General features: G+C 61.5%; 29 protein-coding genes. 1 reads left to right on the forward strand and 28 read right to left on the reverse strand.

Features of this window, described 5'->3' with window-relative positions; all coding sequences use genetic code 11:
• Window positions 1-166: 166 nt before the first annotated feature.
• The 28 genes from KY084_RS11165 to KY084_RS11300 all read right to left on the reverse strand — a co-directional run bounded on the left by KY084_RS11165 (window position 167) and on the right by KY084_RS11300 (window position 16,731).
• The gene (locus KY084_RS11165; protein ID WP_219238557.1) at window positions 167-1,228 is read right to left on the reverse strand and encodes a DNA-directed RNA polymerase subunit alpha; all 1,062 of its coding nucleotides are present in this window, start codon (window positions 1,226-1,228) and stop codon (window positions 167-169) included.
• Window positions 1,229-1,329: 101 nt separating this feature from the next.
• Entirely contained in the window at window positions 1,330-1,719 is a 390-nt protein-coding gene (gene rpsK, locus KY084_RS11170; RefSeq protein WP_219238558.1) for a 30S ribosomal protein S11, read from the reverse strand.
• A gap of 108 nt (window positions 1,720-1,827) precedes the next feature.
• A complete protein-coding gene (gene rpsM, locus KY084_RS11175) occupies window positions 1,828-2,196 on the reverse strand; it encodes a 30S ribosomal protein S13 (protein WP_219238560.1) in 369 nt (122 codons plus the stop codon).
• A 216-nt stretch (window positions 2,197-2,412) separates the two neighbouring features.
• On the reverse strand, window positions 2,413-3,765 hold the full coding sequence (gdhA, locus tag KY084_RS11180) for an NADP-specific glutamate dehydrogenase (protein WP_219238561.1): 1,353 nt from the start codon (window positions 3,763-3,765) through the stop codon (window positions 2,413-2,415).
• Between the two features lie 188 nt (window positions 3,766-3,953).
• Complete coding sequence (locus KY084_RS11185; protein ID WP_219238563.1) at window positions 3,954-4,607, reverse strand: adenylate kinase; 654 nt, start codon at window positions 4,605-4,607, stop codon at window positions 3,954-3,956.
• Window positions 4,608-4,655: 48 nt separating this feature from the next.
• Window positions 4,656-6,020: a preprotein translocase subunit SecY gene (gene secY, locus KY084_RS11190; protein WP_219238564.1), complete on the reverse strand. Its 1,365-nt coding sequence runs from the start codon at window positions 6,018-6,020 to the stop codon at window positions 4,656-4,658.
• A 114-nt stretch (window positions 6,021-6,134) separates the two neighbouring features.
• Window positions 6,135-6,668, reverse strand: coding sequence for a 50S ribosomal protein L15 (gene rplO, locus KY084_RS11195; RefSeq protein ID WP_219238565.1), 534 nt, complete (start codon window positions 6,666-6,668; stop codon window positions 6,135-6,137).
• 103 nt (window positions 6,669-6,771) lie between these two features.
• On the reverse strand, window positions 6,772-6,972 hold the full coding sequence (gene rpmD, locus KY084_RS11200; RefSeq protein WP_219238566.1) for a 50S ribosomal protein L30: 201 nt from the start codon (window positions 6,970-6,972) through the stop codon (window positions 6,772-6,774).
• A 6-nt stretch (window positions 6,973-6,978) separates the two neighbouring features.
• A complete protein-coding gene (gene rpsE, locus KY084_RS11205; RefSeq protein ID WP_219238567.1) occupies window positions 6,979-7,743 on the reverse strand; it encodes a 30S ribosomal protein S5 in 765 nt (254 codons plus the stop codon).
• A gap of 2 nt (window positions 7,744-7,745) precedes the next feature.
• Entirely contained in the window at window positions 7,746-8,102 is a 357-nt protein-coding gene (gene rplR, locus KY084_RS11210; protein WP_219238568.1) for a 50S ribosomal protein L18, read from the reverse strand.
• A complete protein-coding gene (gene rplF / locus KY084_RS11215) occupies window positions 8,102-8,635 on the reverse strand; it encodes a 50S ribosomal protein L6 (protein ID WP_219238569.1) in 534 nt (177 codons plus the stop codon). The genes rplR and rplF overlap by 1 nt, the downstream gene beginning before the upstream one ends.
• Complete coding sequence (gene rpsH / locus KY084_RS11220; protein WP_219238570.1) at window positions 8,635-9,030, reverse strand: 30S ribosomal protein S8; 396 nt, start codon at window positions 9,028-9,030, stop codon at window positions 8,635-8,637. Before rpsH ends, rplF begins: the two co-directional genes overlap by 1 nt.
• A 10-nt stretch (window positions 9,031-9,040) precedes the next feature.
• A complete protein-coding gene (gene rpsN / locus KY084_RS11225) occupies window positions 9,041-9,346 on the reverse strand; it encodes a 30S ribosomal protein S14 (RefSeq protein ID WP_219238571.1) in 306 nt (101 codons plus the stop codon).
• Window positions 9,347-9,365: 19 nt separating this feature from the next.
• Window positions 9,366-9,944 carry a 50S ribosomal protein L5 gene (gene rplE, locus KY084_RS11230; RefSeq protein WP_219238572.1) on the reverse strand — a complete coding sequence of 193 codons (579 nt, stop codon included), beginning with the start codon at window positions 9,942-9,944 and terminating at the stop codon, window positions 9,366-9,368.
• Window positions 9,937-10,254, reverse strand: a complete 318-nt coding sequence (rplX, locus tag KY084_RS11235; RefSeq protein ID WP_219238573.1) for a 50S ribosomal protein L24 — start codon at window positions 10,252-10,254, stop codon at window positions 9,937-9,939. Before rplX ends, rplE begins: the two co-directional genes overlap by 8 nt.
• Window positions 10,254-10,622 carry a 50S ribosomal protein L14 gene (rplN, locus tag KY084_RS11240; protein ID WP_133496186.1) on the reverse strand — a complete coding sequence of 123 codons (369 nt, stop codon included), beginning with the start codon at window positions 10,620-10,622 and terminating at the stop codon, window positions 10,254-10,256. The genes rplX and rplN overlap by 1 nt, the downstream gene beginning before the upstream one ends.
• A 70-nt stretch (window positions 10,623-10,692) precedes the next feature.
• A complete protein-coding gene (gene rpsQ / locus KY084_RS11245; protein WP_219238574.1) occupies window positions 10,693-10,965 on the reverse strand; it encodes a 30S ribosomal protein S17 in 273 nt (90 codons plus the stop codon).
• Window positions 10,966-10,980: 15 nt separating this feature from the next.
• Window positions 10,981-11,184, reverse strand: coding sequence for a 50S ribosomal protein L29 (rpmC, locus tag KY084_RS11250; protein ID WP_219238575.1), 204 nt, complete (start codon window positions 11,182-11,184; stop codon window positions 10,981-10,983).
• Between the two features lie 5 nt (window positions 11,185-11,189).
• Window positions 11,190-11,621 carry a 50S ribosomal protein L16 gene (gene rplP / locus KY084_RS11255; protein WP_219238576.1) on the reverse strand — a complete coding sequence of 144 codons (432 nt, stop codon included), beginning with the start codon at window positions 11,619-11,621 and terminating at the stop codon, window positions 11,190-11,192.
• A gap of 24 nt (window positions 11,622-11,645) precedes the next feature.
• Window positions 11,646-12,341 carry a 30S ribosomal protein S3 gene (gene rpsC, locus KY084_RS11260; RefSeq protein WP_133496190.1) on the reverse strand — a complete coding sequence of 232 codons (696 nt, stop codon included), beginning with the start codon at window positions 12,339-12,341 and terminating at the stop codon, window positions 11,646-11,648.
• A gap of 3 nt (window positions 12,342-12,344) precedes the next feature.
• A complete protein-coding gene (rplV, locus tag KY084_RS11265; protein ID WP_133496191.1) occupies window positions 12,345-12,722 on the reverse strand; it encodes a 50S ribosomal protein L22 in 378 nt (125 codons plus the stop codon).
• Window positions 12,722-12,997, reverse strand: coding sequence for a 30S ribosomal protein S19 (gene rpsS / locus KY084_RS11270; RefSeq protein WP_133496192.1), 276 nt, complete (start codon window positions 12,995-12,997; stop codon window positions 12,722-12,724). The genes rplV and rpsS overlap by 1 nt, the downstream gene beginning before the upstream one ends.
• A gap of 3 nt (window positions 12,998-13,000) precedes the next feature.
• A complete protein-coding gene (gene rplB / locus KY084_RS11275) occupies window positions 13,001-13,837 on the reverse strand; it encodes a 50S ribosomal protein L2 (RefSeq protein WP_219238577.1) in 837 nt (278 codons plus the stop codon).
• A gap of 5 nt (window positions 13,838-13,842) precedes the next feature.
• Entirely contained in the window at window positions 13,843-14,160 is a 318-nt protein-coding gene (locus KY084_RS11280; protein WP_219238578.1) for a 50S ribosomal protein L23, read from the reverse strand.
• Window positions 14,153-14,764 (reverse strand): 50S ribosomal protein L4, encoded by a 612-nt coding sequence (gene rplD, locus KY084_RS11285; protein WP_219238579.1) that lies wholly within the window; start codon window positions 14,762-14,764, stop codon window positions 14,153-14,155. Before rplD ends, KY084_RS11280 begins: the two co-directional genes overlap by 8 nt.
• 4 nt (window positions 14,765-14,768) lie before the next feature.
• Window positions 14,769-15,527 carry a 50S ribosomal protein L3 gene (rplC, locus tag KY084_RS11290; protein ID WP_219238580.1) on the reverse strand — a complete coding sequence of 253 codons (759 nt, stop codon included), beginning with the start codon at window positions 15,525-15,527 and terminating at the stop codon, window positions 14,769-14,771.
• Window positions 15,528-15,819: 292 nt separating this feature from the next.
• Window positions 15,820-16,128, reverse strand: a complete 309-nt coding sequence (gene rpsJ / locus KY084_RS11295; RefSeq protein WP_133496197.1) for a 30S ribosomal protein S10 — start codon at window positions 16,126-16,128, stop codon at window positions 15,820-15,822.
• A gap of 261 nt (window positions 16,129-16,389) precedes the next feature.
• On the reverse strand, window positions 16,390-16,731 hold the full coding sequence (locus KY084_RS11300) for a winged helix-turn-helix transcriptional regulator (RefSeq protein WP_219238581.1): 342 nt from the start codon (window positions 16,729-16,731) through the stop codon (window positions 16,390-16,392).
• A gap of 151 nt (window positions 16,732-16,882) precedes the next feature.
• Between KY084_RS11300 and KY084_RS11305 the strand changes: the two genes are divergently transcribed.
• Window positions 16,883-17,194: a putative quinol monooxygenase gene (locus tag KY084_RS11305; protein WP_219238582.1), complete on the forward strand. Its 312-nt coding sequence runs from the start codon at window positions 16,883-16,885 to the stop codon at window positions 17,192-17,194.
• Window positions 17,195-17,262 lie beyond the last annotated feature (68 nt).

The following is a 17,262-nucleotide window of genomic DNA, read 5'->3' on the forward strand; positions in this document are numbered from 1 at the left end:
CCGGGAAGGCCCCAAACGCTTACGCCGTCATTCCCGCGGAAGTGGGGAATCCGGCCAAAGACGGCGACGCCGCGGCAAAGCCGCATCGTCAGACGGGTCGGCACTGCCGACCCGCTGGCCGTGCTGATTGCTGAAACGGCGGATAGACTTGGCTATCCGCCTGCAATCAGCCCAGAATCTCCTGTTCGAGCTTCTTGGCCATTTCCTCGATATTTTCCGGCGGCCAGCCAGGGATTTCCATCCCGAGGCGAAGGCCCATCGAGCTCAGGACTTCCTTGATCTCGTTAAGGCTCTTACGACCGAAATTCGGCGTGCGAAGCATCTCGGCCTCGGTCTTCTGAACCAGATCGCCGATATAGATGATATTGTCGTTCTTCAGGCAGTTGGCCGAACGCACCGACAGTTCCAGTTCGTCGACCTTCTTGAGGAGGTAACGATTGATCTGCGCGGTATCGCCACCGGCTTCGCCCGCCGCCGGAGCAGCCTGACCCGCCGGGGCCTGTGCAGGCATCGCCGAATCGTCGAAATGCACGAACAGCGCTAGCTGGTCCTGAAGGATACGCGCGGCATAGGCCACGGCATCTTCCGGCGTCACCGTGCCATCGGTTTCGATCGACAGCGTCAGCTTGTCATAATCGAGTTCCTGACCGACGCGGGTGTTTTCCACCTTGTACGAAACCTGGCGAACCGGGCTGTACAGCGCATCGACCGGGATCAGACCGATCGGCGCGTCGGCGGGGCGGTTGCCCGCCGCGGGAACATAGCCCTTTCCGGTATCGGCGGTCAGTTCCATGTTCAGCGTCGCGCCCTCATCCAGATGGCAAAGGACGAGGTCGGGATTGGTCACTTCGATATCGCCGCTGACCGCGATGTCGCCGGCCTTCACCTCTGCGGGGCCGGTTGCCGAAAGCTGAAGCCGCTTGGGGCCTTCGCCCTGCATTTTCAGCGCGATCTGCTTCACGTTCAGGACGATATCCGTTACATCCTCACGCACACCGGCGAGCGAAGAGAATTCGTGGAGCACATTCTCGATCTTGAGCGACGTTACCGCCGCACCCTGAAGCGACGAGAGCAGAACGCGGCGAAGCGCATTGCCGAGCGTCAGGCCGAAACCGCGCTCCAGCGGCTCGGCAACGAACGTCGCCTTGCGCTTTGAATCGCCGCCCGACTTCTTCTCGAGGCCATTGGGCTTCTTGAGTTCCTGCCAGTTCTTTGCGTTGACAGACACGGGCTTCCCCTAGGTTGGGCGGGAAAAGGGGCGATTCCCGCCGAAAAAACCGATGCGAACAAAGCGAGCGTTTGTAAGAACGCTTTGTTCCGACGGCGAAATCAGACGCGGCGGCGCTTCGACGGACGAACGCCGTTGTGCGGGATCGGGGTCACGTCGCGGATCGACGTGATCTGGAAACCGACCGCCTGCAGCGCGCGAAGCGCCGATTCGCGGCCCGAACCCGGACCCTTCACTTCGACTTCCAGCGTGCGGACGCCATGATCGGCGGCCTTGCGCCCGGCATCCTCCGCCGCGACCTGCGCGGCATAGGGCGTCGACTTGCGGCTGCCCTTAAAACCCATCATGCCGGCCGAAGACCAGCTGATCGCATTGCCCTGCGCGTCGGTGATGGTGATCATCGTGTTGTTGAAGCTGGCGTTCACATGGGCGACGCCGGCCGAGATGTTTTTGCGTTCACGCCTGCGAAGGCGCTGCGGTTCACGTGCCATTGATTTGATGTCCTGACCTGAAATCTCAATACAGAGAGCGGGAGGCTATCTGCCTCGTACCGGCCTCCGGCGGAGAAAAAGCAGAAAATCGTCCTCGGACGATTTTCCTTACTTTTTCTTGCCCGCGATCGGCTTTGCCTTGCCCTTGCGGGTCCGCGCATTGGTGTGCGTGCGCTGGCCGCGAACCGGCAGGCCCTTACGGTGCCGAAGCCCGCGATAGCAGGCGAGGTCCATCAACCGCTTGATGTTCATCGCGGTTTCGCGGCGAAGATCGCCTTCAACCGTGTACCCGGCATCGATCGCTTCACGCAGGTGAAGGACTTCCTGATCGGTCAGGTCCTGCACGCGGCGTTCCGGCGCGATGTTCAGATTCTGGGTGATTTCCTTCGCCTTGGCCTGGCCAATGCCGTGGATATACTGAAGCGCGATCACCACGCGCTTGTTGGTCGGGATGTTGACACCCGCAATACGTGCCATGAGTTTGTTTTCTCCCAGCTCCACGAGGTGCGCATGGCAGCGTTCACCCCATCTCGTCGCGTTAAATATTCCGCAACGCAAGCGACCGGCGTGCGCACGATAACGCCGCCGGAAACACCTTCGTATCGGAATTACGGCTCCGCTTAGGTCCAACGCGATCCGCTGTCAAGCGAAGCGTCGCCGACGCACCCACGCGCGCCGACGCAAATCGCTATCCTATACCACGCCATAGGCAAGCATCGCGTCAGCCACCTTGCGAAAACCCGCGACGTTCGCGCCCCTGACATAATCGCAATAATCGCCCTTGCCATCGGTGCCGTCGTCGCGGCAACGCTGGTGAATATCCCGCATGATATCGACCAACAGGCCCTGTACCTGATCCTTGTCCCAGGAACGGCGTTCCGAATTCTGGCTCATCTCCAGACCCGACACCGCCACGCCTCCGGCATTCGCGGCCTTGCCCGGCGCATACAGGATGCGCGCTTCCTTGAACGCCTTCACGCCGTCGCGCTCGGTCGGCATGTTCGCCCCTTCGGCAACCGCGATACAGCCATTATCGAGCAGCGTGCGCGCGTCATCGCCGCTCAATTCGTTCTGCGTCGCGCATGGCATCGCAATGTCGCATTTCACGCCCCAAGGTTTTTTGCCCTTGTGAAAACGCGCCCCGGAAAATTCATCGGCATAGTCGGCGATCTCTCCGCCGCGCCGCCCCTTATGCTCCTTAATCCAGCCGATCTTTTCGGCGTCGACCCCGTCGGGATCGTGAATGAACCCCTTGCTGTCGGACATCGCGACCACCCTCGCGCCAAGGTCGGTTGCCTTTTCCGCGGCATGGGTGGCGACATTGCCCGATCCCGAAATCACGACATCCAGACCATCAAGGTCGCGGCCCTGCGTATCGAGCATCGAGCGCAGGAAATACACCGCGCCATAGCCGGTGGCTTCGGGCCGGATCAGCGACCCGCCATATTCCAGCCCCTTGCCGGTCAGCACCCCGGTAAAGCGATTGGTGATCCGCTTATACTGGCCGAACATAAACCCGATTTCGCGCGACCCGACCCCGATATCGCCCGCCGGTACGTCGATATCCGCGCCGACATGGCGGTACAGTTCGGTCATGAAACTCTGGCAGAAGCGCATGATTTCCCGCTCGGAGCGGCCTTTGGGATTGAAATCCGCCCCGCCCTTGCCGCCACCCATGGGAAGGCCGGTGAGCGAATTCTTGAACGTCTGCTCGAACGCAAGGAATTTGAGCACGCTCTCCGTCACGCTCGGATGAAAGCGCAGCCCGCCTTTATAGGGCCCGATGGCATTGTTGTTCTGCACCCGGTAGCCGCGCTGAACGCAGATATCGCCATCGTCATTTTCCCAACAAATGCGAAAGCTGATCACCCGATCGGGTTCGCTCATCCGCCGCAAAATCTGCTGGTGATGATATTCGGGATTTTCGGCGATGAGCGCTTCGACATCCTCGGCCACTTCGCGCACTGCCTGTACGAATTCGGGTTGATTGGGATTGCGCTCTTTCAGGTCTTCCAGAAAATCGTTCAGCTTCGGGCGCTGCGCCATATATCTGCTCCAGTTGCGGGCGGTAGCGGCTGCAGCCGGGAGGGGCGTTGATATGCACCTGGCGTGATCCGCGATGATCGGGACAGGCCAAAACGCACTACACAAAGCAAATGTCCCCGAAACGAAGAAAAGCCGGCGCATGTCGCACCGGCTTTCCCATATAGACGCTGATTTCAGAGGCTCGGCGTTCAGGACTTCCGGTCGAGAATCGCCTCGATCTCGCGCGTGACGTCGTCGATCTGCCCCATGCCGTCGACACGATGAACAAGCCTGCGTGCTTCATAGATCGGCAGGATCGGCGCGGTCTTGGCACGATATTCGGCCATGCGGGTACGCACCGTTTCCGCATTATCGTCGGGTCGGCGCTTGAATTCATGGCTGCCGCACTTGTCGCACACGCCCGCCTGTCTGGGCAGCTTGTATTTGTCGTGATAGCCCGCCCCGCATTCGGCGCAGGTAAACCGACCGACGATGCGCTCGACCAGCGCATCTTCATCGACCTTCAACTCGATTACGTAATCGAGCTTGCGGCCGCGCTCGCCCAGCAGGATATCGAGCGCCTCAGCCTGCGCGGCAGTGCGCGGATAGCCGTCGAAAATCGCGCCGGTATTCGCTTCGAGCCGGTCGAGCCGTTCGCCGATGATCGCCGAAACGATCGCGTCGGACACCAGTTCACCGGCGTCCATCACCGCTTTCGCCTTCACGCCTACCGGACTTTGATCCTTCACCGCGGCGCGCAGCATGTCGCCCGTCGACAGCTGCACCATGCCGCGGTCCTTTTCGAGCCGGCTGGCCTGGGTGCCCTTACCCGCCCCCGGCGGACCAAGCAGGATGATGTTCACGCACGCTTCCCCTGTTACCGTGATTGCCGCCGATACCGGCGAACGTCGTCAACGCAGACGTCCGCCCTTCAGCTTCGCCTTCTTGATCAGGTCGCCATATTGATGCGCCAGCAAATGCGACTGTATCTGCGCCACCGTGTCCATCGTCACATTGACCACGATCAACAGGCTCGTCCCGCCCAGCAGGAAGGAAATGCCCATCTGCGCGATCAGATATTCGGGCAACAGGCAGATCAGCGCCAGATAGGCCGCGCCGATCACCGTGATACGAGTCAGCACATAGTCCAGATAGGTCTCGGTGTTCTTGCCCGGACGGATGCCGGGAATGAACCCGCCATAGCGCTTCAGATTGTCCGCCGTCTCTTCGGGATTGAACACGACCGCGGTGTAGAAGAACGAGAAGAATACGATACCCGCACCGTATAGCAGCATATAGACCAGCGATCCGTGCTGGAGATACTGGTTCAGCGTCAGCACGATATCGCCCCAGGTGCTTTCGCCCGACACCTTGTTCCCGGCGAACTGGCTGATCGTCAGCGGCATCAGCAACAGCGAAGAGGCGAAGATCGGCGGGATGACGCCCGCGGTGTTGATCTTCAGCGGCAAATGGCTGCGATCGGCATGGACGCCGCGCGCGGTCTGTCGCTTGGGATACTGGATCAGGATACGCCGCTGCGCCCGTTCCATGAAACAGATGAACAGCACCAGACCCGCCACCGCTGCAATGACCACCACGATCGTCAGCGGGTTGACCGATCCCGAACGGCCGCCTTCGAACAACTGGGCCAGCGTGACCGGCAGGTTGGCGACGATGCCTGCCATGATGATCAGCGAAATGCCGTTGCCAATACCGCGGCTGGTGATCTGTTCGCCCAGCCACATCAGGAACATCGTGCCGCCGATCAGCGACACCACCGCCGCGACGCGGAAGATCATGCCCGGCGCGACCACCGCCTGAACTCCCTGGTTGGCGCCCAGCGCCTCAAGCCCGGCGGCAAGGAAATATCCCTGCACCGCCGTCAGCCCGACCGTGCCATAACGGGTATATTGGTTCAGCTTCTTGCGGCCCGATTCGCCTTCCTTCTTGATCGCGGCGAGTTGCGGGCTGAGCGAAGTGGCGAGCTGCACCACGATCGATGCGGTGATGTACGGCATCACGCCCAGCGCGGTGACGCTCATGCGCTTGAGCGACCCACCCGAAAAGCTATTGAAGAAATCAAGGACGCCGCCGGAGGTGTGCTGCGCCAGCAGGCCCAGCGCCGTAGGGTCGATCCCCGGCAGCGGGACATAGCTCAGCATCCGGAAGATGATGAGGGCGCCCAGCGTGAACCACAGCCGCTTCTTCAGCTCGGTGGCCTGGCTGAAATTGGCGAGGCTAAGCCCCGCGCCCATTTGATCGGCAGAACTCGCCATGTTTATCTACACGTCCTGAAATGATGAACGGCGGAAACGGCAAACACCGCTCCCGCCGCCCCATATAATGAAGTGCACAGGCTTGTCTAAGCCAGTGTCACGGGCCGCGGGAAATCAGTCCCCGGCCTTTGCCTTGTTCTTCGACTGGCCCTTGCCCTTCTTGGCGGCGGCCTTTTCCGAAGCGGGCACGACCTCGATCACCTCGATCGAACCACCGGCCTTCTCGACCGCTTCCTTCGCGCCCTTGGACGCACCGGCAACGATGAACTTCGCCTTCGCGGTCAGCTCACCCTTGCCCAGCAGGCGGACGCCGTCCTTGCCACCGCGCGCCAGATTGGCGGCCTTCAGCGCGGCATGGTCGATATCCTTCGATGCATCCAGCTTCTTGGCGTCGATCGCCTTCTGCACCGTGCCCAGATTCACCTCGGCATAATCCTTGGCGAAGGGGTTGTTAAAGCCGCGCTTTGGCAGGCGCATGTGGAGCGGCATCTGACCGCCCTCGAAACCGTTGATCGAAACGCCCGAGCGCGCCTTGGCGCCCTTCTGGCCGCGACCGGCGGTCTTGCCCTTGCCCGAACCGATGCCGCGTCCGACGCGCATCCGGCCCTTGCGGGCGCCTTCATTATCGCGGAGTTCGTTGATCTTCATAACTATGCACTCGCTTTCGCTTTGTTCGCGCTTGAAAAACAGGAAGGGGGCCGCTTAGCCCCCTTCCCCATATTTGTCATCACCGAATTGCGCTTTCGCGCGATCAGCCTTCGGCTTCGACGGTGACCATGTGATGCACCTTCTGGATCATGCCCCGTACCTCAGGCGTGTCCACCAGCTCGCTGGTCTTGTGCATCTTGCCCAGGCCAAGGCCGGTCAGCGTGGCGCGCTGCGCCTTGTCGCGCCGGATCGGCGAACCGGTCTGGGTGACCTTGATGGTCTTCTTGTCGTTCTTTTTCGCCATGACGGTTTACTCCGTGATCGCGGCGGCATCAGCCTCCGCGGTCTGCGAACCGCCGCGGCCCAGCAGGTCGGCAATCTTCTTGCCGCGACGCTGCGCCACCGCCTTCGGGCTGGACTGGTCGCCCAGCGCCTCAAAGGTTGCACGGATCATGTTATAGGGGTTGGACGTGCCGACCGATTTGGTCACCACATCGGCAACGCCCAGCGATTCGAACACGGCGCGCATCGGACCGCCGGCGATGATGCCCGTACCCGACGGAGCCGAGCGGACATAGACCCGACCAGCGCCGAACGTGCCGCGACCGTCATGGTGAAGCGTACGACCCTCGCGCAGCGGCACGCGGATCATCTTCTTCTTGGCCGAAGCAGTCGCCTTTGAAATCGCCTCGGGAACCTCGCGTGCCTTGCCATGGCCAAAACCGACCCGGCCCTTGCCATCGCCTACGACGACGAGCGCGGCGAAACCGAAGCGCTTACCACCCTTCACCGTCTTGGAAACGCGGTTGATGTGAACCAGCTTTTCGATCAGCTCTTCGCCATCGTCCTGATTGCGGCGATCGTCGCGGCGACCACGGCCCCGGCCGCCGTCGCGGCCACGTCCGCCATCGCGTCCACGGCCGCCACGGCCACCGCGCGGCTGACCCTGATTCTGGCCGCCCTGATTTTGCCCGCCCTGATTCTGGGCGGGCTGGGTGACGTCCTGCGCCGTGGTTTCGGGGGCGAGCGTCTGCTCGGGCTGGTTGCCCTGGCCGGTCGTATTTTCGTCAGCCATTCTTAAAACTCCAATCCGCCTTCACGCGCCGCGTCGGCAAGCGCCTTGACCCGGCCGTGAAACAGGAAACCGCCGCGGTCGAATACCACCCTGGTGACGCCGGCCTTCTTCGCCGCCTCGGCGACGCGCGTACCGACATCCTTGGCGGCATCGATGTTCGCGCCGTTCTTGCCGCGCTCGGCCTTTTCCAGCGTCGACGCTGCGGCAACAGTCTTGCCCTCGGTATCGTCGATCACCTGGGCATAGATATGCTTGCCCGAACGGTGGATCGACAGCCGGGGACGGCCGCCCGCGCGCTTCGCCAGCGCACTGCGATTGCGGCGGCGCCGCTTCTGAAAGAGAGACAGACCCTTGGCCATTACTTCTTCTTCCCTTCCTTGCGGAAGATATACTCGCCGGCGTATTTCACACCCTTGCCCTTATAGGGTTCGGGCTTGCGCCACTGGCGGATTTCCGCGGCCAACTGGCCTACCTTCTGCTTATCGATGCCCGAAATCTCGACCGTCGTCTGGTCGGGGGTCTTGACCTCAAGCCCTTCGGGAATCTCGATATCGACATCGTGGCTGAAGCCGAGCTGAAGTTTCAGCTTGCGACCCTGCGCATTGGCGCGATAGCCGACGCCGTTGATTTCCAGCTTCTTTGAAAAGCCTTCGGTCACGCCCGTCACCAGGTTCTGGATCAGCGTGCGCTGCATGCCCCAGAAAGAGCGTGCCCGCTTCGTCTGGTTCACCGGGTTTACCTGGATACCACGATCGGTCATCTCATAAGAGACAAGCGGATCCTTCGGCATGGTGAGCGTGCCCTTGGGACCCTTCACCGAGATTTCGCCACCGTCGATATTGGCGGTTACACCTGCCGGTACGGCGACCGGCCGTTTGCCTGTACGGCTCATCAGAACACCTCCGCCAGCACTTCGCCGCCGACATTCTGATCCCGCGCTTCCGCGTCGGACAGAACGCCGCGAGGCGTCGAAACGATGGTGATGCCAAGTCCGTTGCGAACGCGCGGAAGTTCCTTGGAACCCGAATAGACGCGGCGGCCGGGCTTCGACACGCGCGCAACATGCTTGATCGCGGGCTGGCCTTCGAAATATTTCAGCTCGATGCGGATGCCTGCAGCGGGGCCCATCTGCTCTTCGCTGTACCCGCGAATAAAGCCTTCGCGCTGCAAAACGTCGAGCACGCGGGTGCGCAGCTTCGACGCCGGCGTAAGGACGGAATCCTTGCGCGCGCGCTGGCCGTTGCGGATGCGGGTGAGCATGTCACCCAGGGGATCGGTCAATGCCATTGCGTTTTCCTTACCAGCTCGACTTGGTGACGCCGGGGATCATGCCGCGGTTGGCAAGATCGCGAAGCATCACGCGCGCGAGACGGAACTTGCGGTAATAACCGCGCGGACGGCCGGTCAGCTCGCAGCGGTTGCGAATGCGCGTCGGATTGCCGTTGCGCGGAATTTCCGCCATTTTGAGCCGGGCGACCCAACGATCCTGGAATTCCAGGCTTTCGTCGTCCGCAATGGCCTTCAGCTTCGCATATTGGCCGGCATATTTCTTCACCAGCTTCTTGCGACGCTCATTCTTGTTGATCGAACTCAGTTTCGCCATGACTTAAGTTCTTCCTTCCTTATGCAGCCTGCTGGGTTTCTTCGTTCGCGGGGAACGGGAAACCGAAAAGGCGCAGGAGTTCGCGAGCCTCTTCATCGGTCTTCGCGGTAGTGGTCACGATGATGTCCATGCCCCGGACCTTGTCGATCTGATCGTAATTGATCTCGGGGAAGACAATCTGTTCCTTTACGCCCATGGCATAGTTGCCACGGCCGTCGAACGACTTCGGATTCAGCCCGCGAAAGTCGCGAATACGCGGCATCGCGATCGTCACCAGACGGTCGAGGAATTCGAACATGCGTTCGCGGCGCAGGGTCACCTTGCACCCGATCGCCATGCCTTCACGCAGCTTGAACTGCGCGATCGACTTCTTCGCCTTGGTCACGACGGGCTTCTGGCCGGCGATCCGCTCCATTTCGGAAACGGCCTGATCGACCTTCTTGCGGTCCTGCGTCGCTTCGCCAACGCCCATGTTCAGGACGATCTTGTCGATGCGCGGGATTTCCATGTCGTTCTTATAGTTGAACTTCGACTTCATCGCCTTGGCGATTTCGTCGTCGTACAGCTTGCGCATACGCGGAACGTATTTTTCAGCCATTGATGACCTCCCCGGTCTTGACGGCCACGCGGACCTTCTTGCCGTCGCGCTCCTCAAAGCGGACGCGGGTAGCCTTGCCGTCCTTCGTCACATGCGCGACGTTGGAAATGTCCATCGGCGCCGGGTTGCGATCGATGCCGCCCTGCGGATTTTCCTGGCTCGGCTTACGATGGCGGGCATGCACGTTGATGCCCTCGACGATCACCTTGCCCTCGCGCGGCATGGCCTGAACCACTTCACCGGTGCGGCCCTTGTCCTTGCCGGACAGAACGATGACCTGATCGCCCTTCTTGATCTTGGCGGCGGCCATTACAGCACCTCCGGCGCAAGGCTGATGATCTTCATATAGCCCTTCGAACGCAGCTCGCGCACGACCGGGCCAAAGATACGGGTGCCGATCGGCTCTTCGTTCTTGTTGACGAGAACGGCTGCGTTGCCGTCGAAGCGGATCACCGAACCGTCGGGGCGACGAATGTCCTTCGACGTGCGAACGATGACGGCGCGATGGACGTCGCCCTTCTTCACACGGCCGCGCGGCACCGCATCCTTGACGGAGACGACGATCACGTCGCCAACGCCGGCAAAGCGGCGTTTGGAGCCGCCCAGCACCTTGATACACTGCACCCGCTTCGCGCCGCTGTTGTCCGCGACGTCGAGATTGGATTGCATCTGGATCATCGATCCAATTCCTTCTCGTTAGGCCTGCCGGGAAATCCCGGTGGTTCCGTTGCTCTTAAAACAGCTGGGTTCAGGCTTCGGCCTGGACCTCTTCGGGCGTCGCATGGGTGTTCACCCGCGCGATCACCTTCCACGTCTTGGTCTTGGAAATCGGTGCGATCTCCTCAATCCGGACGGTTTCGCCTTCCTTGTACTCATTGCCCTCGTCATGGGCATGATATTTTTTCGACCGACGCATGATCTTGCCATAGAGCGGGTGTTTAACCCGGCGCTCCACCAGCACGGTCACGGTCTTGTCGGTCTTGTCGGAGACGATCTGCCCCTGCAGCACGCGCTTCGGCATGTCTTCGCGTCCTTCCTACTTGGCAGCCGAGCGCGAGCGCTCGTTCTGCAGCGTCTTGATACGGGCGATGTCGCGACGGACTTCCTTCACGCGGCTCGTTTTTTCGAGCTGCTGGGTCGCCGCCTGGAAACGCAGGTTGAACGCCTCGCGCTTCAGCTGGCCGAGCTGCGTATTCAGCTCGTCGTCGGATTTCGTCCGAAGATCGGTAATGTCGGTCATGATCCTCAACCCTCCAGGTGCGAATGGTCGCCCAGGCGAGCCACCACCTTGGTCTTGATCGGCAGCTTCATCGCCGCACGCTCGAACGCCTCGGCGGCCAGCGGGCCGGCAACGCCGTCCAGTTCGAACAGGATACGGCCGGGCTTGACGCGGGCGGCCCAATATTCAGGGCTACCCTTACCCTTACCCTGACGGACTTCGGCAGGCTTCTTCGAAACCGGCACGTCGGGGAACACGCGGATCCACAAACGTCCCTGACGCTTGATGTGACGCGTGATCGCGCGGCGGGCCGCCTCGATCTGGCGAGCGGTGATCCGTTCGGGCTCGAGCGCTTTAAGGCCGTACGAGCCGAAGTTCAGCGTCGTGCCGCCCTTCGCATCGCCATGGATGCGGCCCTTGAAGGCCTTGCGGAACTTGGTGCGCTTTGGTTGCAGCATGGTTCTTGTCCTGGTCCCTTAAGCTCAGCGTGCCGGACGGACGCCGGAGGTCTGAGCCTCCATCATCAGCCGGTCCTGCGCCATGGGATCGTGGCCCAGGATCTCACCCTTGAAGATCCACACCTTCACGCCGCACACGCCATAGGCGGTGTGCGCTTCGGCTTCGGCATAATCGACATTGGCGCGCAGCGTGTGAAGTGGAACGCGGCCTTCGCGATACCATTCGACGCGGGCAATCTCGGCACCGCCCAGACGGCCGCCGCACGTGATACGGATACCTTCCGCACCAAGACGAAGCGCCGACTGAACCGCGCGCTTCATCGCCCGGCGGAACGCGATACGGCGTTCCAGCTGGTCGGCAACGCCCTGTGCGACGAGCTTGGCATCGATTTCCGGCTTGCGGATTTCTACTATGTTCAACGACACGTCGGAATCGGTCATCGTCTTCAGCTTCTGACGAAGCTTTTCGATGTCCGCACCCTTTTTGCCGATGATCACACCGGGACGCGCCGCATAAATCGACACGCGGCAAAGCTTGGCCGGACGCTCGATCACAACCTTCGAGATCGCTGCCTGCGGCACCGTCTTCAGGATGTACTGGCGGATCTTGAGATCCTCCATGAGGAGGCGGCCATAATCATGGCCTTCGGCGAACCAGCGGCTGTCCCAGGTCCGGTTGATCTGGAGCCGAAGCCCGATCGGATTGCTCTTCTGACCCATGACTTACGCCTCTTCCATCTCGCGAACGACGATCCGCAGCCGCGAAAACGGCTTGAGGATGCGCGTCGACTTGCCGCGGCCACGGGCGTGGAACCGCTTCATGGTGATCGACTTGCCGACCGAAGCCTCGGCGACGACCAGTGCGTCGACGTCGAGATTGTGGTTGTTCTCCGCATTGGCGATCGCCGAAGCGAGCACCTTGCGCGCATCAACCGCCATCGCCCGCTTCGAGAAAGCGAGGATGTTCAGCGCTTCATCCGCCTTCTTGCCGCGGATCAGGCCGGCGACGAGGTTCAGCTTCTGGGCCGAACCACGAATGGTGGTGCCGACGGCCAGCGCTTCCTTCTCGCCGACGCGGCGTTCAGCTGCCTGCTTGCTCATCAGCGCTTACCCTTCTTGTCGGCGGCGTGGCCGGGGAAGAAGCGCGTCGGCGCGAATTCACCCAGCTTCATGCCGACCATGTCTTCATTGATCGACACCGGCACGAACTTGCGGCCGTTATAGACGTTGAACGTCAGCCCCACGAACTGCGGGAGAATGGTGGAGCGGCGCGACCAGGTCTTGATCGGCGCACGGCCACCGGCGTCCTGCGCGGCTTCCGCTTTTTTCAGCAGGCTCAGTTCTACGAACGGGCCTTTCCAGACTGAACGAGCCATTATTTAGCCCTTCTTCTTGGCGTGACGCGACCGGATGATCATCTTGTCGGTCTGCTTGTTATTGCGCGTGCGCGCACCCTTGGTCGGCTTGCCCCACGGCGTAACCGGATGACGGCCGCCCGAAGTACGGCCTTCACCACCACCATGCGGGTGGTCGACCGGGTTCTTCGCGACGCCACGGGTCAGCGGGCGCTTGCCCTTCCAGCGGGTACGTCCGGCCTTGCCGAAATTCTGGTTCTGGTTGTCGGGGTTCGACACCGCACCAACCGTCGCCATGCAATTGGCGTGGATGTAGCGCTGCTCGCCCGAATTCAGACGGACGATGACCATGCCGCGGTCACGACCAACAACCTGGACATAGGTGCCTGCCGACCGGGCGATTTGCCCGCCCTTCATCGGCTTCATCTCCACATTGTGGACGATGGTGCCGACCGGCATCTGACCCAGTTCCATGGCATTGCCCGGCTTTACGTCAGTCTTCTTGCCCGCGATCACCTTGTCGCCCGCAGCAAGCCGCTGCGGCGCGATGATGTACGCCTGCTCACCGTCGCTATATTCGATCAGCGCGATGAACGCGGTGCGGTTGGGATCATATTCCAGACGCGCTACCGTGCCTTCGACGTCCCATTTGCGGCGCTTGAAATCGATGATGCGATAGCGCTGCTTGTGGCCGCCGGCGATTCCGCGCGACGTGACATGGCCCTTGTTGTTGCGGCCGCCCGTCTTGCGCTTGCCCTCGGTCAACTGCTTGACAGGGCCGCCCTTGTGAAGACCGCTGCGGTCGACGAGGATCAGTCCGCGTCGTGCCGGAGAAGTCGGGTTGTAATGCTTGAGTGCCATTTACCTCAGACCCCCGTCGTGACGTCGATCGAATCGCCGTCCTTCAGCGTCACGATCGCTTTTTTCATGTCGGTGCGCTTGTACGGCGCGCCCTTCCACTTCTTGGTCTTGCCCTTCTGGACAATCGTGTTCACGGCCGTTACCGAAACGTTGAACAACGCTTCGACCGCTGCCTTGATCTCGGGCTTGCTCGCGTCGTTCGCCACCTTGAACACCACCGCATTCGCCTCGCTGACCAGCGTCGACTTTTCGGTGATATGGGGCGCGACGATCACGTCGTAATGGCGGTTATCGACCGCCGACTTTGCCGGCTTCTTAGCCATTGAAACGCGCCTCCAGCTTTTCGACCGCCGCCTTGGTCAGGACCAGCGTGTCATGCTTCAGGATGTCGTAGACGTTCGCACCAACCGCCGGCAGGACGTTCACGCCTGCCAAGTTGCGGGCGGCCTTCGCCTCGCTCTGCTCGCCGTCGATCACCAGCGCGGTCTTGCCCACGCCCAGCTTCTCGAACTGCGCCTTGAGCGCCTTTGTCTTATCGGCGTCGAACGCGTCGAGCACGATCAGCGAACCGGACTTGGCATGGCTCGAAAGCGCCATTTTGAGGCCCAGCGCACGGATCTTCTTGTTGAGCGACACCGAAAATTCGCGGGCCCGGGCGCCGTGCGCCTTGCCGCCACCGATGAAGATCGGCGCCTTGCGGTCGCCGTGACGGGCAGTACCCCCACCCTTCTGGCGACCCCATTTCTTGCCGGTGCGCGCAACGTCCGAACGTTCACGGGTCGGACGCGCATAAGCGCGACGATTCTCGAGCTGCCAGGTAACGACGCGGTGCAGAATGTCCGCACGCGGCTCAACCGCGAAAACCGCGTCATTGAGCTCGATGTCGCCGCTTGCCTTGGCGTCGAGGGTCTGAACCTTGACCTTCACTTGATCAGCCCTCCTGGCCTTCGGTCGCTTCCGCGTTCGCCGCTTCATCAGCAGGCGTATCGGCGGGAGCGGAGTCGTTGGAATTCGCGGCCTGCTTCAAGCCGGCCGGATAGGGAGCCTCGGCATGGCGCGGAACCTTCACGGCGTCCTTGACGATCAGCCACGCACCCTTGTGACCGGGCACCGAGCCCTTCACGAAGATCAGCCCGCGCTCGACATCGGTCGAAACGATCTCAAGATTCTGCTGCGTGCGGTTACGGTCGCCCATGTGACCGGCCATCTTCTTGTTCTTGAAGACGCGGCCCGGGTCCTGACGGTTACCGGTCGAACCATGCGAGCGGTGCGACAGCGAAACGCCGTGCGAAGCCCGCAGACCGCCGAAGCCCCAGCGCTTCATCGCACCGGCAAAGCCCTTGCCCTGGGTACGGCCCGACACATCGACCAGCTGGCCCGCGACAAAATGATCGGCAGCCAGTTCGGCGCCGACGTCCAGCAGGCCGTCTTCCTCGACGCGAAATTCGCAGACGATTGCCTTGGGCTCGACTTCGGCCTTGCCGAAATGGCCGCGCTGCGGCTTGCTCAGATTCTTTGCCTTGGCGCTGCCCGCGCCAAGCTGGACGGCGACATAGCCATCCTTGTCCATCTCGCGACGGGCGACGACCTGAACGCCTTCAAGCGCCAGAACGGTCACCGGCACATGCCGGCCATCATCCTGGAACAGGCGGGTCATCCCCATTTTCTTCGCGATCACGCCAGTGCGCATGATCCATTCACTCCCATACAGAGGCACCGCGAAGGACCATTCCTTTGCGGTGCGTGCCAGCCCGAAATATGAAATGCGAGCCCCCGCCGGGCTGAGCGTCCGATATGCCGGGGCATGTCGGACATGACGGGGGACGCAGGCCCGGCAGCCGAAGCGGCCGGCGGTATCCCAATGTCGTGTGAGGGCGAACCCTCAGCGCTCACCGCTATTCGCGGGAGCCTGTTTTCACCGGAAGTGCAAATGCACAGACTAGGCGAAAACCGAATCTCTTTGTCGTCGAGAAGGCGCGTCCTTACGCCAGTTTGATCTCGACATCAACACCCGCAGCAAGATCGAGCTTCATCAGCGCGTCGACGGTCTGCGGCGTGGGCTGAACGATGTCCAGCATACGCTTATAGGTGCGCACCTCGAACTGCTCGCGCGACTTCTTGTCGATGTGCGGGCCACGGTTCACGGTGAACTTCTCGATTCGCGTCGGCAGGGGGATGGGACCACGAATTAGCGCGCCGGTGCGGCGGGCGGTCTCGGCGATATCGCCGGTCGCCTGATCGAGCACGCGATGATCGAACGCCTTCAGGCGAATGCGGATATTGTTGTCCATAACCCTACCAATGCGAAAGAGCGGGGCCGCTCCCCCAACCACCGGTCCCGAAAAGTACAGGACGACGGTCGAAAGGCAGCCTCTTGCTGTTCAAACCGAAAACTGAAGGGGCGCCTCTACAGCGGCGCGCGATTCGGATCAACCCCCCGAAATGCGATTTTACCGCAGAATCACTGGCATGTGGGATTCAACGGTGCCAACAGCGCCGTCAACTCCGGATCGCTGGCGAACCGCCGCATCGGCAATCGCGTTTCGAACATGCTATACCGCCGCCGTCGCTTCAATACGCGCCCGGTGTTCCACGCCCCATATGCACAGCGGCATCAGCGCCTCGGCAAGCGTAATGCCGAAATCGGTGATCGTGTAATCAACCCTGGGCGGTACTTGCTGGTAATCGCGACGGATCAGCACGCCCGCCGCGGCAAGTTCGCGCAATTGCTGGATCAGCACCTTTTCACTGACGCTGCCGATCGCACGTTTCAGTTCGCCAAACCGTTTCGGCCCGGCGCGCAAATGATACAGGATCAGTGGCTTCCATTTGCCGCCGATCACGGCAAACGCAATGTCCAGACCGCAACCGCTGTCATCGCCGACCTCAACCATATTCGACACTTACCTTTGTGTATGTACTGGTGCAATGGCAACCGGTCAGCCATATCGCCATTGCCGTACTTTCCGGCCCGGCGCGTCGCGCATGGGCCTTGCGCGGCGCAGCAACCATCCGGCAATGGAGACCCCGAAAATGGCCCAGTCCATGCTTCTTATCGATACCACCTATCAACTTGCCCCGAAGGATGTGGACGCGTTCAGGGCGCTCGCCCTGAAAATGGCATCGGCGGCTCGAAAACGCGACGGATGCGCGTTCCTGAAGGTCGCGCAGAGCCTGGAGGACAGCACCATCTTCCATCTTTTCGAAGGATGGCGCGACTGGCAAGCGGTCGAGGCGCATGGCGCGAGCGAGCAATTCCAGCAGGTGTTGGCAGAGGCGGGAAAGCTGACGATCACGAACCGCACCGCGGAATTGTACACCGTGTCCGAAAGCAGGCCGCTCGATATGCCATCATGATATGCGGCTCGATCGGCGTATCATTTCGGTGACACAACATTGCTGCGCCGATTGCGCAAGGCGTCGGG

This window comes from Stakelama flava (assembly GCF_019351405.1).
Taxonomy (GTDB): Bacteria; Pseudomonadota; Alphaproteobacteria; order Sphingomonadales; family Sphingomonadaceae; genus Sphingomonas; species Sphingomonas flava_A.